Raw genomic sequence first — 16,165 nt, 5'->3', positions numbered from 1 at the left:
AAAATGTTTTTAGTCATGACAATGTGTAATTTGGATCATTATAATAAAAATGGCAGTGACTTCCATCACTGCCTAATTGTCCTATATTTCAGTCTTGACTAGCGATACTGTGTATACCAATACGGTTCAATTTGATGAAAATATTCATGATCTTTTAACACATTTTCTAGTCTTTCAATCATCTCATCCATTTGACCTGGATCGAATTTAATGACCCACATAATCGACGAAAAGATGCTCATTGCGACATAAACAGAATAACGAAGCCAAAAATCATCTGGCACTTTCTCATCAAAATAACCATTTATTTGACCAGCCGAAAAGGCATGACTTGTTTCTCTACTGAAAAGGGCGACTTTATAAAAATCGTGTACGGGATCTCCCCAATCAAAATTGTTAAAATCAATGACACCTGCATATTGATTTTTCTTTATGATAATATTCCCTAAATGAAAATCATCATGCTGAAATTGATTAGGTCTGCCTTTTACAACATCTATATGCTTGGCAATAAATTGAGCAATTTCTTCATCCCCTTCTAAGGAAATACCACTTGCTCGATAAGCATCTAAATACCGATGATGCTTTTTGATCACACGATCTTCCCAAGGTTCGATGGACGATGGCGCTGGATATTTATGCATGTTTCTTAAATCCTTTCCAGCACTTACTCCAATAGTATACTGCTCTTCCTCTGTGAATTGAGTGATGATTTCTTTTGCTTCCTGACCTTCTACAAACGATAAAATATAGTAAACTAACTGTTTTTCTTCTAAGTAACCCATATTGATCGGGGCAGCACACTGAACCCCGAGATGTCTTAATTGAGAAAGCAACTCAAACTGAGTCTTTATTTTTTCATATTGGCCATGCTCTGTGAATCGAAGGACATATTTTTCACCTGATGACAGGGTCACAATCCATTTTTGATCTCGAGAATATCCTTTATCAATCTGGTCTATTGAGACCGCTTCGTTTAATAAGGGAATGTGCTGCGCAAGGTCTGTTTTATTCATCTATTGATCAATCCTTCCCAGTCTCTTTTCTTCTCACTCTACCAAATATTTCATTTGAAGAGAATGATCAACAATTCCTATTTGTGTAGAAACTGCTTTACAATGTTTTTTCGTTCTAATATAGTTAATTTATGTAAATGGTAGAAAATTTGTAAAAAGGAGCGTTGCAGATGAATGAAACGACGGATGCCCTTTCACTATCAAGTCAAGTAAAAGATTTGGTCCTGCGTTCTTTGGGCGATGAAAGCAAGATTTCTATTGGTGCAGACGAAGAGTTAACAAATCACGGTCTCGATTCGATCAAAGCAGTTTCTCTCATTTTGGAACTAGAAGAGGTTTTTGATATTCAATTTGCAGATGAAGAATTATTGACAGAAAATTTTTCGACAATCACTAAAATTGTCCAGCAGCTACAAATCAAATTAGCTGATTAACCTTTATGATTTTGGACATAAAAAAAACGGCATCTCTTAAAAAGACATGCCGTTTTTCGCTTATACAGAAGGAACATCACCCGTCGGACTAATAAGCGAGAGCGCATAATCTTCTGTAAAGAGTCGTTTAGATAAGTTATTCACGCCATCTAATGTGACGTTGTTAATTTCATCAATAATTTCATCGAGCGTACGATGTTTTCCAAGGAGCAATTCATTTTTACCATTTCGGCTCATCTTGCTGTTTGTGCTTTCAAGACTAAGCATGAGGTTCCCTTTCATTTGCTCTTTAGAGTTTTCAAGCTCTTTCTGCGTGATTCCATCACGTTTTAAGACGTCTAATGTTTGTAAGATGGTTTCAGAGAGCAGGTTTAACTGCTTCGCTCCAGTCCCGCCATAGATCGTCAGCATACCATTATCTGCAAATGAACTGTGATAGCTAAAGACGGAATAAGCAAGTCCTTTGTCTTCTCTTACATCTTGGAACAAACGGCTGCTCATGCTTCCGCCAAGAACATTATTTAAGACGATTAAGTCATAGATGTCTTTATCTCCAGCAGGAAGACCATTAAAGCCCATGCATAGATGCGCCTGTTCAGTTTCCTTTTTGCGCGTGAGCTTTTCATAATGAAATTGCGGAGCTTCTACAGGCTGCTTTTTCCCTTTTCCTTCATAAGAGCCGAACAATTTTTCAACCTCGTGAATGAAGGTATCATTTACGTTTCCTGCAACTGAGATGACAACGCGATCCGGCGTATAGAATTCATCCATATAGGCTCTAAGCGAGTCGCCATTAAAGGTGGAGAGTGTTTCTTCCGTTCCTAAAATAGGGTACCCTAATGAATGATCACCGTATATGGCTTTGCTTAACAGATCATGAACGATGTCATCAGGTGTATCCTCATACATTTTAATTTCTTCATACACTACATTTTTTTCTTTTTTCAGCTCATCTTCATCAAAAGCGGAGTGAAAGAACATGTCACTTAATACATCGAGGGCGTAACCAGCATGAGAATCAAGCACCTTTGCATAGTAGCAAGTGTATTCTTTTGACGTAAAGGCATTTACTTGACCACCAATGCGGTCAAAGGATTCTGCGATATCACGTGCAGATCTCGTTTTGGTTCCTTTAAAGAACATATGCTCTAAAAAGTGTGAGATGCCATTCATCTCTGCTGTCTCATGTCTAGAACCTGTTCCAATCCAGACGCCAATTGCGACAGATCTTACTGTGGGATTGTTTTCAAGTACAATTCTTACTCCATTTTGGCATGTATACGTTTTGACCAAGTTTTGCTCCTCCTATTCAACAAACAGATCGCATCACGGATGTCTTTTTTCACTTAGGAGGTCAGAAACCGTTCCTAATTCATATCCTCTTTCCTTAATTTGAGTGATAAGTGCGTCAAGACTTTTAGCCGTTGCATCTGTTGGATGCATTAATATCATCGCCCCATTGTGAATTTTCCCAAGTACCCGTTTTTGTAAAGTGTCTGGTGATGGTTTTTGCCAGTCAATGGTGTCTACCGTCCACATAATGGTTTCCATTCCTTCTTCCGCGGCAAGCTTCACTGTTTCTTCTTTAAAGCTGCCGCTTGGAGGGGCAAACCATTTCGGTTTTTTTCCAAGGGATTCTTCAATTTGACGATTTGTTTTGGTAATCTGCTCTAATGCTCGTTCTCTTGTCAGTGTGCGCATATCCGGGTGATTGTATGAATGATTTCCAATTTCATGACCATCTGCCACGATTTTTTTTGCAAGGTCTGTGCTCTTTTTCACCCATTTACCTTCTAAGAAAAAGGTCGCCTTCACTTGATGCTTTTCTAGCGTATTCAACATCTTTGTTAAATGCTCGTCACCCCAAGCCACATTGATGAGGAATGCATTCATTTTTTTGTCTGGATGCCCTTTATATATGGGCTCAGCACCAAGTTCATGTAAATGAATAGATGGTTTTGTTTCATTGAAAACAAGCAGCTTTTCATCGAATGTCCCAAGTTTCTTCATTTTTTCATAAGAAGCATCGATATCGACAGTCTGTCCATTTAAGCCAGGCATCTTTTTCCACACTTTATCAATCTTAGCATTTTGCGCCTTCACTTCATAGTCAGAAGACTTCGATTCAATCTCTTGATACAAAATATCTTTTGACACAGATGCAACCTCAGCATGCTCTTTCATTGATTCAATATATGTGACAGCAGCCGGCTGCTTCATCGTTTGATATGACGCGAGCAGTAAAAATACAAACACAATGATTGGTACTGTTTTTTTCAATGGTTGTCCCTCCCCTTTATCACAAATTATGATGGGGAGAAACAAGCTAGAACTATTGTTACCCGTAAGAAAAGAAAGAAGCCTGGCACGAATACCTGGCTTCTAACGCATTTTATTTGTTCTCACTTAAGACTGCTCTTCTTCTTTTTCCTTTTCTTCACGTAAAACAGCTTTGCGAGAAAGATTCACTCGGCCTTGTTTATCGATTTCAGTGACTTTGACGAGTAATTCGTCGCCAATCTTCACGACATCTTCTACTTTGCCAACACGCTCAAGCGCAAGCTCAGAAATATGAACAAGTCCATCTTTTCCACTGAAGATTTCAAGGAAAGCACCGAATTTTTCAATGCGTTTTACTTTACCTAAGTAAAGCTGACCTACTTCAACTTCTCTGACAAGATCTTCAATGATTTTCTTCGCTTTTTGGTTCATGTCTTCTTCTGTAGAAGAAATAAAGATTGTACCGTCTTGTTCGATATCAATTTTCACACCGGTATCTTCAATGATTTTATTGATTTGTTTACCGCTCGGTCCAATGACATCGCGAATTTTATCAGGATTGATGTTCATCGTTAGGATTTTTGGTGCATAACGTGACAATTCTCCTCTAGAAGCTGGAATCGTTGACAGCATGCTCTCTAAGATTTCCATTCTTCCTTTTTTCGCTTGTTGAAGAGCTTCTTCTAAGATGTCTTTTGATAGACCGTCGATTTTAATGTCCATTTGAAGCGCTGTGACACCTTTTGATGTACCTGCTACTTTAAAGTCCATATCTCCAAGTGCATCTTCCATTCCTTGAATGTCTGTCAGCACTGTGTAGTAATCACCAGATTTCACAAGTCCCATTGCAATCCCTGCAACTGGTGCTTTAATTGGAACACCTGCATCCATCATGGCAAGTGTGCTTGCGCAAATACTTGCTTGTGATGTAGATCCATTCGATTCTAATACCTCTGAAACAAGGCGAACCGTATAAGGGAAATCTTTTTCTGATGGGATCACTGGCTCTAATGCACGTTCTCCTAGTGCACCATGTCCGATTTCACGGCGGCCTGGGCCACGCATTGGGCCTGTCTCACCGACACTGAATTGCGGGAAGTTGTAATGGTGCATGAATCGTTTAGATTCTTCAACACCTAGACCATCAAGAATCTGTACATCGCCAAGTGCACCTAATGTACAAATGCTTAGCGCCTGTGTTTGTCCTCTTGTAAATAATCCTGAACCGTGTGTTCTTGGCAGAAGTCCTACTTCTGAAGAAAGTGGCCGGATTTGATCTACTCCGCGTCCATCTGGACGTACTTTCTCTTCAGTGATGAGGCGGCGAACTTCGTTTTTGACAAGCTTATTGAGTACATCCTTCGCTTGTTTGATCGTCGCTTCGTCACGCTCTTCTTCTTCAAATTTCTCAACGACAGCTTTTTTCACAGCACTAATCGCATTTTCACGCGCATGCTTCTCATGTACTTGAATCGCCTTTAGCAGATCAGCTTCAGCAAGTGCTTTTACTTCGTCTGCTAACGTTTGATCCACTTCATATAAAGGAATATCGATTTTTTCTTTACCGACTGCCTTGACAATTTCCTCTTGGAATTCAATTAAGCGTTTGATCTCTTGGTGGCCATACATGATCGCTTCAAGCATCGTTTCTTCTGGTACTTCATCTGCACCAGCCTCTACCATGTTGATCGCATCCTTTGTTCCAGCCACAACAAGGTTGATGTCGCTTTGTTCAAGCTGTTCAACATTTGGGTTGATGATCAGCTTTCCATCAACTCGCCCTACTGTAACGCCAGCGATTGGTCCCTCAAATGGAATGTCAGACACGCATAATGCTAACGATGAGCCAAACATTGCAGCCATTTCAGATGAACAATCTTGATCCACACTCATGACAATACTAATGACCTGTACTTCGTTTCTAAATCCATCTGCAAATAGTGGACGAATTGGTCTGTCAATTAAGCGGCTCGCAAGGATTGCTTTTTCACTTGGGCGCCCTTCTCTTTTAATGAAGCCACCAGGAATTTTACCTACTGCATATAATCTTTCTTCGTAGTTCACAGTAAGCGGGAAAAAATCAAGTGGTTTAGGTTCCTTAGAAGCTGTTGCTGAGCTAAGCACAGCCGTATCTCCGTAGCGTACGAGGACCGCTCCGTTTGCTTGCTTTGCAAGCTGGCCAGTTTCAACTGTCAGTTGACGTCCAGCCCAGTCTATGGTGAAGACATGTTTCTCTTGTCCCATTCTGAGAAAAACTCCTCTCTTGTCGTAAAATTTTAGGTTATTTCTTATTATGAACAAAATGATTTTCACATATCAATGTGAAAGCTGTATGTAGAAGGGTTTTGCCATTCTTTCAACATTTTAACCATAAAATATTAGTGATTATACGATAAAAAAGCGGGAATCCTCCCGCTTTTTACGATTATCGACGTAAGCCTAGTTTGTTAATTAACTCACGGTAACGAGTTACGTCTTTATTACGTAGATACGTAAGAAGATTACGACGTCTACCGACCATTTTCAAAAGACCGCGACGTGAGTGGTGATCTTTCTTATGAGTACGTAAATGCTCGTTCAAGTTGTTAATTGATTCTGTTAGGACAGCGATCTGAACTTCTGGAGATCCAGTATCAGATTCGTGTGTTTTGAACTCATTAATAAGTTGAGTTTTACGCTCTTGAGTAATTGCCATCCTGTTTCACCTCCAAATCATGTTAGCCCCATCTTCCTCGCAACCGTCGGTGAAGTCGGCCTGCCAAGTAAGTGGTTTTAAAGCTACAGGAATTATCATACTAAAAATATGCTGAATTTGCAAATGGTAGAGCCATTTTTCTATGATTTTTTTGTTTGATTGAGCTGATCTCGAAAAAACTGAATCGCTTCTTCTTTATCTAGACTAATTTGAGCCGTTAATTCCTGGATTCCGTTAAATTTTTGTTCACTGCGAATACGCTTGTACCATTGTAATTTAATCGGTTCACCATAAATTTCATCGTTAAAATCAAAGAGATTCACTTCAATGGCGGGCTGATCAGGACGCTTTTCATAGAATGTTGGTTTATAGCCAACATTACAAACGCCGTCATACACTTTGCCCTTCACTTCTGCTCTCACTGCATATACACCGGTTGGAGGAATAATGTATTCAGCAGATAAACCGACATTGGCTGTCGGAAAGCCGATCGTCCGTCCGCGTTTGTCTCCATGGATGACAATGCCGCGCAGCTGATAAGGTTTTCCTAAAAGCTCACTCACATATTCAACGTCCCCATTTTTTAATGCGGAGCGTATGAGGGTAGAGCTGACTTTCCGGTCTTGATTAGACAGCTTAGACACGATGGTTGCCGCGATACGCCCTTTCCCGTATTCATCGAACGTTTCCATTGTGCCTGCACCAAACCGGCCAAACGTAAAATCAAAACCGGCTACTGCATGCTTCACATTCAGTTCGTCCAAATATTGATCCACAAACTCCTGAGGGGATAGCGCTGCAAAGCTTTCGCTGAATTGCACAATGTATAAATAATCAGCGCCGAGCTTTTCAATAAAATCAATTTTATCCTCAAGCGGGGTAATTAAGTCTTTTGGTTCACGTGCTTTTTGTAGCACATGTGATGGATGCGGATGAAAGGTCATGACAGCTAAGGCCAATCCTTCTTTTTCCGCAATCCTTTTTGCTTCGTCAATCACCTTCTGATGTCCGAGGTGAACACCGTCAAAATACCCTAAAGCCATCACAGACGGGGGTTGTTCCTTTTGATTCAATGTATGTGGGTGTGAAATATGTATAGTCTTCACGAGATGGTCACCTTTTCTTTAAGATTGCTTGTCCTGAGATAAGATCTTCGCCGGCTTCATCAGATTCTGCTTGGTTGGATGCTTCATATAAATTGCCATACAACGGCCAGAAGGAGCAAAGACAGCGACACGATCCTCCTCTGCAAAATGAGCAAATTCATCAGGCATTGGCAGGACTGCACCGTTTTCCACTTTACTTGCTAATGTATCATTTATCTCCCATTTCGGCAAATGATTGAGCGCACGCTCGATCGGCACAAGGTGCTCATCTATCATTCCTTCCTCGCTCATATCACGAAGCTCATCAAGGGTGATACATTCATCTAGTGTAAAGTCACCTGACCCTGTGCGAATGAGGTGTGACATATGAGCCGGGAACCCTAATTTTTTCCCGATATCCACCGCTAAGGTTCTGACATACGTTCCTTTTGAGCACAGAACGGTGAATCTGAATGACACATGGCCATCTTCAAATGTGACTGGTGTCGTCCGCTCGATGCGGTGAATCGTAATCTCACGGCTTGGCCGCTCAATTTCAATTCCTTCTCTCGCGTATTCATAGAGCTTTTTCCCGCCAATTTTCACAGCAGAAAACATGGGAGGAATTTGTTCAATGGTTCCTTCAAACTGTTTCAGCGCAGCATCAATTTCTTCTTCTGACATCGGTTTTTGTACCTTTTTTTCTTCTACTACTTCACCTGTTTGGTCTTCTGTCGTCGTAGAAAAGCCAATCGTGATTTCTGCATCATACGTTTTCGATTTATCTGTTAAGTACTCCACAATTTTTGTCGCTCGTCCAATACAAATGGGCAAAACACCTGATACCTCTGGATCGAGGGTTCCTGTATGTCCGACTTTTTTTGTGTGCAGTATCTTTCTTACTTTGAACACACAGTCGTGAGAGGTCATTCCTCTTTCTTTATGTAATAAAAGAACACCATGTATCATCTGCGTTCTCTCCTTTCATAAACGATGAAAAAGGACAGACGATCATCGCCTATCCTTATTTCAACGTCTTATTCGTGATCTTTTGTGTTTAGTTCAGCAATCAGGCTTTCAATTCGGTTACCGTAATCAACGGATTCATCGAATTCAAAGTGTAGTTCTGGTGTTTTGCGAAGTCTGATTCGATTGCCAATTTCAGAGCGGATATACCCTTTAGCCTTTGCTAGGCCTTTTAAAGTTTCCTCTCTTTTCTTCTCGTCGCCAAGAACAGAAATGTAGACTTTGGCAATTTGCAAATCACCGGACACTTCGACATCGGTTACAGTCAAAAAGCCGATTCTTGGATCTTTCAGCTTTCTGCCAAGGATGTCGCCCAATTCTTTTTTCATTTGCTCACCCACACGGGTTGCTCTCATACTCATGATCTTATCACCTCTAATTAAAACCACTCAGTTTTCGTGATCGTTCGTTCAATTTCAGGAAAAGAATCAATAAAGCTTAATATACGCTGAAGTTCCTTTTCCACTTGAACCCGAGATGAGGAAATCACGGCGATTCCAATTGATGTACGCTGCCATGTATCCTGATAATCCATTTCAGCAATGGTCACATTGAATTTATGGCGCGTTCTTGTCAATATTCGCTGAAGAACCGCACGTTTTTCCTTCAGTGAGGATGCATCATAAATGATGCACTCACATTCGGTATAACCGATCATTTTCTTTCGATTTCTTGCATAACGAAGGATTCTAGAACATCACCTTCACGGATATCATTGTATTTCTTAATGGTAATACCACATTCATAGCCTTGTGAAACTTCTTTCACGTCATCTTTGAATCGTTTTAATACGTCGACTTCACCTTCGAAAATGACGACACCATCACGAATTAATCGGATACCACTATCTCTTGTAATCGTTCCTTCAGTAACATAGCCACCAGCAATTGTACCGATTTTAGATACTTTGAACGTTTGACGAACTTCAACTTGACCAATGACTTTTTCTTCATATTCAGGGTCAAGCATCCCTTTCATCGCAGCTTCAATTTCATCGATGACTTTATAAATAATGCGGTGTAAGCGGATATCTACGTTCTCCGTTTCAGCTGTGCTCTTCGCATTTCCATCAGGACGTACGTTAAATCCGATCACGATCGCATTAGAAGCACTTGCTAAAATGATATCAGATTCTGTAATCGCTCCAACACCCGTATGGATGATTTTCACTTTTACGCCTTCTACTTCAATTTTTTGAAGAGCTGCCGTCAGTGCTTCAGCAGAGCCTTGTACGTCTGCTTTCACGATCAGGTTGATATCTTTCACTTCGCCTTGTTTGATTTGCTCAAATAGGTCATCTAGAGATAATTTTGCTTTGTCTGAACGCTGTTCATCAAGCTGTTTTGAAGCACGCGCCTCACCCACTTGACGAGCTGTTTTTTCGTCTTTGAATACGAGGAACTGATCGCCCGCATTTGGTACATCATTTAAGCCAGTGATTTCAACAGGTGTAGATGGTCCTGCTGTTTTCACGCGGCGTCCGACGTCATTGACCATTGCACGTACACGGCCAAATGTATTTCCGACAACGATTGGGTCACCTACATGAAGTGTACCAGTTTGAACAAGAAGGGTTGCAACAGATCCTCTTCCTTTATCAAGCTCAGCTTCGATGACAGTCCCTTTTGCCGCACGATTTGGGTTGGCTTTCAGTTCTCCAACTTCGCTGACAAGAAGAATCATTTCGATCAGTTCATCGATGCCTTCACCTGTTTTTGCAGATAGTGGAACGAAGATCGTTTCGCCGCCCCAAGCTTCTGGTACTAGACCATGCTCCGTTAATTCTTGCATCACACGGTCAGGGTTCGCTGTTGGTTTGTCAATTTTATTGACAGCGACAATGATTGGCACCTCTGCTGCTTTCGCATGGTTAATGGCTTCAATCGTTTGCGGCATCACACCATCATCTGCTGCAACGACGAGAATTGTTGTATCAGTAACCTCGGCACCACGTGCACGCATCGTTGTGAATGCTGCGTGTCCAGGTGTATCAAGGAACGTGATTTTCTTGCCGTTTTCTTCAATTTGGTATGCACCGATATGCTGCGTGATTCCACCAGCTTCGCCTTCAACGACTTTCGTTTTACGAATGCTGTCAAGAAGGGTTGTTTTCCCGTGGTCAACGTGTCCCATGATCGTCACAACTGGAGGGCGTACTTGCATATCTTCTTCTTTATCTTCAACTTCATACTTTTCAAGTTCAGTTTCTTCTAAAATGATGACTTCCTCTACTGGAACACCATATTCAGAAGCGATTAATTCAACTGTATCTTTATCAAGCTCTTGGTTAATAGTTGCCATCACACCAAGCATCATCAGCTTCTTGATGATTTCAGCGGATTCTTTTCCAAGCTCTTCGGCAAGCTGACCAACTGTCATTGAATTTGTAAATTCAATTTTTTCAGGAAGCTCTTTTTTAGGCTTCACAGGTCTAGCTTGCTGATGCTGCTGTTTGTTGCCGCCACGTTTGTTTTTGTTTTTATTTTGGTTGTTGTTTTTTTTGTTTTTATTAAATTGATTATTCTGCACGTCATTCTTCTTTCTATCATTGATTTTGTTAGATGATTGTTTTTTTTGTTCTGTGGGTTTCTCGTTAGCTGTCTCTTTTGCTTTGGCTTTTTTGTAGATAGCGTCTAGCTTTTTCACAGTGTCGTCTTCAAGCGTCGCCATGTGGTTGTTCACTTCAACGTTCATATCCTTAAGCGCTGCTATAATATCTTTACTTGAAACATCTATGGCTTTTGCGTATTCATATACTCTCACTTTAGCCATTCGTTCACCCCCAAATAAATTAATCGAGCAAGCTTATAAGCTTCTTAGCGAAGCCTTGGTCAGTGACAGCGACAACTACGCGAGCTTCTTTCCCAATAGAACGTCCGAGAACGGAACGGTCTTCAATTTTTCTAACCGGAACATTATAAAATTTGCATTTGTCAGATACCTTTTTTTCTGTGTTCGGCGAGGCATCTGCTGCAAGAAGAACCAGTTTAGCACGCGCATGTCTAACTTCTTTGATCACTAGATCTTCTCCTGACACGACTTTACGAGCTCGATTTGCTAGACCAAGCAAAGGATACCACTTAGATTCAGTCATTTGGTTTTTTCACCTTTTCAGCTAGTTCTAGTAATTCTTCAAATATGTGTTCGTCAATCTGTGTCTGAAACTGCTGCTGTAAACTGCGTTTGTTCTTTGCCGCAAGAATGGTTTCTTTATCGAGAGAAAGGTAAGCTCCGCGCCCGTTCATCTTTCCGGTTGCGTCAACAGACACTTCACCTTCTTTAGAACGAACAACACGAATTAGCTCTTTCTTTGGCTTCATTTCTCCCGTCACGACGCATTTTCTAAGCGGGATTTTTTTTCGGCTTTTCACCTTTTATATCACCTCTTATTCGTCAGATTCCTCAGCTACTGGTTCAGCCTCTAAGAAAAGAGATTCAGAGTCTTCAGTTCTTGGGAAAATACCGAGCTCCCTTGCATCTGTTTCGCTTTTAATGTCAATCTTCCAGCTAGTCAGCTTCGCTGCAAGGCGCGCATTTTGACCTCTTTTCCCAATGGCTAATGATAGCTGATAATCAGGGACAATGACTGTTGTCGCCTTATCTTCTTCATTCACAATCACATCAAGCACTTTTGATGGGCTCAACGCATTGGCAACAAATTCAACTGGATCATTAGACCAGTGGACAATGTCAATTTTTTCGCCTTTTAGTTCATTGACAATTGCTTGTACACGCTGACCTTTTGGCCCAACACAAGAACCAACTGGATCAACATCAGGATCATCTGTGCGAACAGATATTTTAGAACGGTCCCCAGCTTCTCTAGCAACCGATTTAAGCTCTACAGTACCATCATAAATTTCTGGCACTTCAATTTCAAATAAACGCTTTAAAAGACCTGGATGTGTTCTTGACACATAAATTTGTGGTCCTTTCGTTGTTTTTTCTACTTTTGTAATGAATACTTTAATACGGTCATGTGGTTTGTAGTCTTCATTAGGCATTTGTTCATTGACCGGAAGAAGGGCTTCGATTTTGCCAAGTGACACGTAAATGAATTTACTGTCAATTCGCTGAACGATTCCCGTCATAATGTCTTCTTCGCGATCGATAAACTCAGTGTAGATTACTCCTCGCTCTGCTTCTCTCACTCGCTGCGTGACAACTTGTTTTGCTGTCTGAGCTGCAATGCGTCCGAAATCTTTTGGTGTGACTTCAATCTCCACGACGTCACCTACGACGTAATTCGGGTTGATGCTGACTGCATCATCTATAGAGATTTCAAGGCGAGAATCATACACTTCATCTACAACATCTTTTCTTGCAAATACACGAATCGTTCCCGTTTCACGGTTTAAATCAACACGAACATTTTGCGCTTGATTAAAATTACGCTTATATGCAGAAATGAGTGCAGCTTCTATCGCTTCAATAATAATTTCTTTACTAATACCCTTCTCTTTCTCAAGAACAGTCAGGGCATCTAACAACTCACTACTCATTTTTATGGTTCCCCCTTATATCAATGGAAAGGTTAATTGAACGAAACTGCTAATCTTGCGTTCGCTATTTTTTCATATGGAATATTGATCTCTTTCTTTCTTGTCTTGATCTTCACTGTCACTGTTGCAATCTCACCATCAAAGCTTGTAAGCTCACCTTCAAACGCTTTTTCACCATCAATTGGTTCATATGTTTTCATGAAAACATTTTTTCCAAGTGCTTTTTCAAAATCAGCTTTTTTCTTTAATGGGCGCTCCGCTCCAGGAGAGGACACTTCAAGAAAGTAGTTTTGGCTAATCGGATCTGCCTCATCAAGCTTTTCGCTCAAGGCTTCGCTCACTTTGGCACACTCTTCGATATCGACGCCTTTATCAGAGTCAATAAACACGCGAAGGAACCAGTTTTGACCCTCTTTGACAAATTCAACATCAACGAGTTCAAGCTGTAAGCCATCTAAAATTGGCTGTACCATTTCGCTTACGACATCCACTACTTTTTTGCTCATTCTCTTCCTCCTTGTGCTTTCGATAAACGCTCTTATCAATCATTCTGCATAAAAACCCTGCTTTATGTGAGCAGGGGGAGCAGAAAACGGATGAATAATGTCGAGACAAAAATTGCCTGTTCAATACAAAAGAGCGGGTTTCCCCACTCTTGTCTCGGTAATCGTTAGCATTTCCATAAAAACTATACCATATCCATTTTTTTTATGCAAATGAAGTTCCTTATATACGGGCACTAGGGATCAGTTTTTTTCATTCATTCTTTTGGCATGTTCACTGATGAGAGCTGCCTCACTGCTCCCCTTTATGATGCGGAAACCGTCATAATCAGGATAGAGTGTATCATCGTCTTGAATACTCGTCAAAATCCAAAATTGACTGCCTGCCCCTCCAAGTCGTTCAACGGTCGTGAGCCAGCTTCTGTATATATCCAGACGAGCTGATTGATTTTGATAGCCAAACTCTTCTAGCACAACAGGCTTTCCTAGCGCCTTTCCGCGGGCGATATGGTCTTCAATCCATTTCACTCCCCAGAGAGCTGATTTGTTCCAATGATCCGGGTATAAATGATAGGTTCCATAATCGATGTTCGGAAGAGCCGTCAAACGATCCCAATCAACACCTTCTCCGCCCCTGTACAGCCAATCTTCATGACCTTCAATACGAAAGAATCCTTCATCTCCTACTGCGACAAGATGGTGCCGATCAATCGATTTGATCCATGTACTCATTTCATTTGCCCAGTTTACTAATAGATTTCCTGTAGGATCAGACTGCACACGCGGCTCATTGGCAAGCTCCCATGTCATAATAGCAGGGTCATCTTTATATTGAACACCTGTGTACGTATTGGTTCTCTCTAAAACATAGCGCACATAATTTTTGTAAGCATTTTTAATACGAGGATCTGTATAAAAGGCATCATGTGATCCTGCCTGGAACCACTTCACGTATTGATTCATCCCGCCAAAATCATCCCAGTTGTTCACTAGTGGAATGACAAGCTTTATCCCTTCCTGCCCCGCTTTATAAATCGCATAATCTAGTTTTTGAAAACCTGATTCTTCATAAACCCCAGGACTAGATTGTAAGACTGAGTTTTCTTGAGGGACCCCGTCGTGAAATCCCCAAATACGTATGACCTTTAAATTCATTGCCTTCATATCATCGAACACAGCATCTACCATCTTTTTTGATTTGTAATGGAAATAGTAATTATTTGTGCCAGCGAAGTAAAATGGGTGATTGTTCAACAAAAAATGGGTACCAGATGTTTGTACATAGGAGGCGGCTTTTACGGTAAGAGAAAGCCAGCCTGCCCATACAGCGATCAGCAGGATAAAACAAGACACCCTTTGAGTCCATTTCTTCATTTAAACTCTCCTCACAATCTATCCTTCTACAGGTACGATCACATCTAGTTGAAGCGGTGTTTGTTCATTTGAATCAAGTTCAATTGTCTGCTGTTTTAACACTTTACTTTCTTTACCGATTCGAATTTCATATGTGCCGTGAAATGCTGGACATGTCACATTGCCATTAGCATCTGTTTTTTCAACTTTTTGTGTCGTCCACTCATTTAGAAGCTTTTCATAACGCCTGCCTGCTTCATTTAAAGACCAATCATAATTAACGATGGCCGCATGCTCCCCTCTCCAATGGGCACCTGCCCAAAATCCCCACATTAGCACTCCTTTTACGACAGGATGACTAAATGCAACGCGATATAAAGCCTCTAGGTTATCCGCTCTTCTATTAGCGTCTGGCTGAACAGAGTCGTACTCTGTGACCCAAATAGGGAGACCAAGCTCAGCAAGCACATCGAGCCTCTCTTTTACAATGACTGGATCGACCCGTTCTCCAAAATGTCCTTGAACACCAATTGCCTCAACAGGTGCGCCTAACTGACGAAGTTCATTGATATGCGCTTTATAAGCATGGTGCTCACCATATGAGATCACATTATAATCATTCACAAACAATAATGCTTGAGGGTCAATTTTTTTCGTTTCTTCATACATCCACTTCCAAATATTTTTCCCAAAGCGGTCTTTAAAAAATGAACCATGCATCATTTCATTGTTTACATCCCAATGACGGAATCTTCCCTTAAAATGATTGCCCGCATGCTCAAGCCGCCTTTTCATGGCTTCATACACTTCATGATTCGGCAGTGACCTCAGCCAGCTTGGATTCGCATCCTCTACCTCCCAAAATAAAGCGTGACCCCTCACTGGAAGTTGATGTCTATCTGCAAAGTTCAGCATCGCATCTGCTTTTTCGTAGGTGATTTTCCCTCTTTCCGGCTCATTCGCATACCATTTTGCCTCATTTTCAAAAACAGCCCAATTAAAATATTTCACGAAAAAATCAGCATATTGTTGATTAAATAACACTTGGTCATTCATCGCTGAACCAAATGCAAATTCATGTCTGATTTGCTTTATTTCAACCTCTATACCTGCTACTGGCTTTTTTTCGCCATTTGTAACGTTGATCACAAGATCTCTTTGTCTATGCTCTGAAATTCGATCATTCGCCTCTTTTTTCCACAACAGATTTTTCTGCCCATCTTCGCCTTTGTTTAATGAATGATGAATAAAGCTTCTTTCTTTGACCATGT

Annotated in this window: 17 protein-coding genes; 1 reads left to right on the top strand and 16 read right to left on the bottom strand. The window is 40.9% G+C overall.

Annotated features, from left to right (window positions below; translation table 11 throughout):
* Positions 1-98: 98 nt before the first annotated feature.
* A complete protein-coding gene (locus IEE86_RS00765) occupies positions 99-1,016 on the bottom strand; it encodes an aminoglycoside phosphotransferase family protein (protein WP_191095490.1) in 918 nt (305 codons plus the stop codon).
* 170 nt (positions 1,017-1,186) lie between these two features.
* Between IEE86_RS00765 and IEE86_RS00760 the strand changes: the two genes are divergently transcribed.
* Complete coding sequence (locus tag IEE86_RS00760; protein ID WP_191095489.1) at positions 1,187-1,450, top strand: acyl carrier protein; 264 nt, start codon at positions 1,187-1,189, stop codon at positions 1,448-1,450.
* 60 nt (positions 1,451-1,510) lie between these two features.
* On the opposite strand, the gene IEE86_RS00755 is transcribed toward IEE86_RS00760, so the two are convergent.
* From IEE86_RS00755 to IEE86_RS00685, 15 genes are all read right to left on the bottom strand, one after another.
* Positions 1,511-2,743 (bottom strand): M16 family metallopeptidase, encoded by a 1,233-nt coding sequence (locus IEE86_RS00755; RefSeq protein WP_191095488.1) that lies wholly within the window; start codon positions 2,741-2,743, stop codon positions 1,511-1,513.
* Between the two features lie 33 nt (positions 2,744-2,776).
* The gene (locus IEE86_RS00750) at positions 2,777-3,730 is read right to left on the bottom strand and encodes a polysaccharide deacetylase family protein (protein WP_191095487.1); all 954 of its coding nucleotides are present in this window, start codon (positions 3,728-3,730) and stop codon (positions 2,777-2,779) included.
* 126 nt (positions 3,731-3,856) lie between these two features.
* Complete coding sequence (gene pnp / locus IEE86_RS00745) at positions 3,857-5,974, bottom strand: polyribonucleotide nucleotidyltransferase (RefSeq protein ID WP_191095486.1); 2,118 nt, start codon at positions 5,972-5,974, stop codon at positions 3,857-3,859.
* Between the two features lie 181 nt (positions 5,975-6,155).
* The gene (gene rpsO, locus IEE86_RS00740) at positions 6,156-6,425 is read right to left on the bottom strand and encodes a 30S ribosomal protein S15 (protein ID WP_008354438.1); all 270 of its coding nucleotides are present in this window, start codon (positions 6,423-6,425) and stop codon (positions 6,156-6,158) included.
* 140 nt (positions 6,426-6,565) lie between these two features.
* Positions 6,566-7,531: a bifunctional riboflavin kinase/FAD synthetase gene (gene ribF, locus IEE86_RS00735; RefSeq protein WP_191095485.1), complete on the bottom strand. Its 966-nt coding sequence runs from the start codon at positions 7,529-7,531 to the stop codon at positions 6,566-6,568.
* Positions 7,532-7,549: 18 nt separating this feature from the next.
* Positions 7,550-8,479 carry a tRNA pseudouridine(55) synthase TruB gene (gene truB / locus IEE86_RS00730; protein WP_191095484.1) on the bottom strand — a complete coding sequence of 310 codons (930 nt, stop codon included), beginning with the start codon at positions 8,477-8,479 and terminating at the stop codon, positions 7,550-7,552.
* Positions 8,480-8,547: 68 nt separating this feature from the next.
* Positions 8,548-8,898: a 30S ribosome-binding factor RbfA gene (gene rbfA / locus IEE86_RS00725; protein ID WP_007499525.1), complete on the bottom strand. Its 351-nt coding sequence runs from the start codon at positions 8,896-8,898 to the stop codon at positions 8,548-8,550.
* Positions 8,899-8,915: 17 nt separating this feature from the next.
* Entirely contained in the window at positions 8,916-9,194 is a 279-nt protein-coding gene (locus tag IEE86_RS00720) for a DUF503 domain-containing protein (protein ID WP_191095483.1), read from the bottom strand.
* On the bottom strand, positions 9,191-11,308 hold the full coding sequence (infB, locus tag IEE86_RS00715; protein WP_191095482.1) for a translation initiation factor IF-2: 2,118 nt from the start codon (positions 11,306-11,308) through the stop codon (positions 9,191-9,193). Before infB ends, IEE86_RS00720 begins: the two co-directional genes overlap by 4 nt.
* A gap of 19 nt (positions 11,309-11,327) precedes the next feature.
* Complete coding sequence (locus tag IEE86_RS00710; protein ID WP_034317646.1) at positions 11,328-11,630, bottom strand: YlxQ family RNA-binding protein; 303 nt, start codon at positions 11,628-11,630, stop codon at positions 11,328-11,330.
* A complete protein-coding gene (gene rnpM / locus IEE86_RS00705; protein WP_008344742.1) occupies positions 11,623-11,907 on the bottom strand; it encodes an RNase P modulator RnpM in 285 nt (94 codons plus the stop codon). The genes IEE86_RS00710 and rnpM overlap by 8 nt, the downstream gene beginning before the upstream one ends.
* A 15-nt stretch (positions 11,908-11,922) precedes the next feature.
* Positions 11,923-13,038, bottom strand: coding sequence for a transcription termination factor NusA (gene nusA, locus IEE86_RS00700; RefSeq protein WP_191095481.1), 1,116 nt, complete (start codon positions 13,036-13,038; stop codon positions 11,923-11,925).
* A gap of 32 nt (positions 13,039-13,070) precedes the next feature.
* Positions 13,071-13,544 carry a ribosome maturation factor RimP gene (gene rimP / locus IEE86_RS00695; protein ID WP_003211398.1) on the bottom strand — a complete coding sequence of 158 codons (474 nt, stop codon included), beginning with the start codon at positions 13,542-13,544 and terminating at the stop codon, positions 13,071-13,073.
* A gap of 240 nt (positions 13,545-13,784) precedes the next feature.
* Positions 13,785-14,915 (bottom strand): glycoside hydrolase 5 family protein, encoded by a 1,131-nt coding sequence (locus IEE86_RS00690; RefSeq protein ID WP_191095480.1) that lies wholly within the window; start codon positions 14,913-14,915, stop codon positions 13,785-13,787.
* 18 nt (positions 14,916-14,933) lie between these two features.
* The gene (locus IEE86_RS00685) at positions 14,934-16,163 is read right to left on the bottom strand and encodes an endo-1,4-beta-xylanase (RefSeq protein WP_191095479.1); all 1,230 of its coding nucleotides are present in this window, start codon (positions 16,161-16,163) and stop codon (positions 14,934-14,936) included.
* Positions 16,164-16,165: the final 2 nt, after the last annotated feature.

It is taken from the genome of Bacillus crepusculi (assembly GCF_014764715.1).
Lineage (GTDB): Bacteria > Bacillota > Bacilli > Bacillales > Bacillaceae > Bacillus.
The sequence above is the reverse complement of the archived record's forward strand: the minus strand, read 5'-3'. Positions and strand labels throughout refer to the sequence as shown.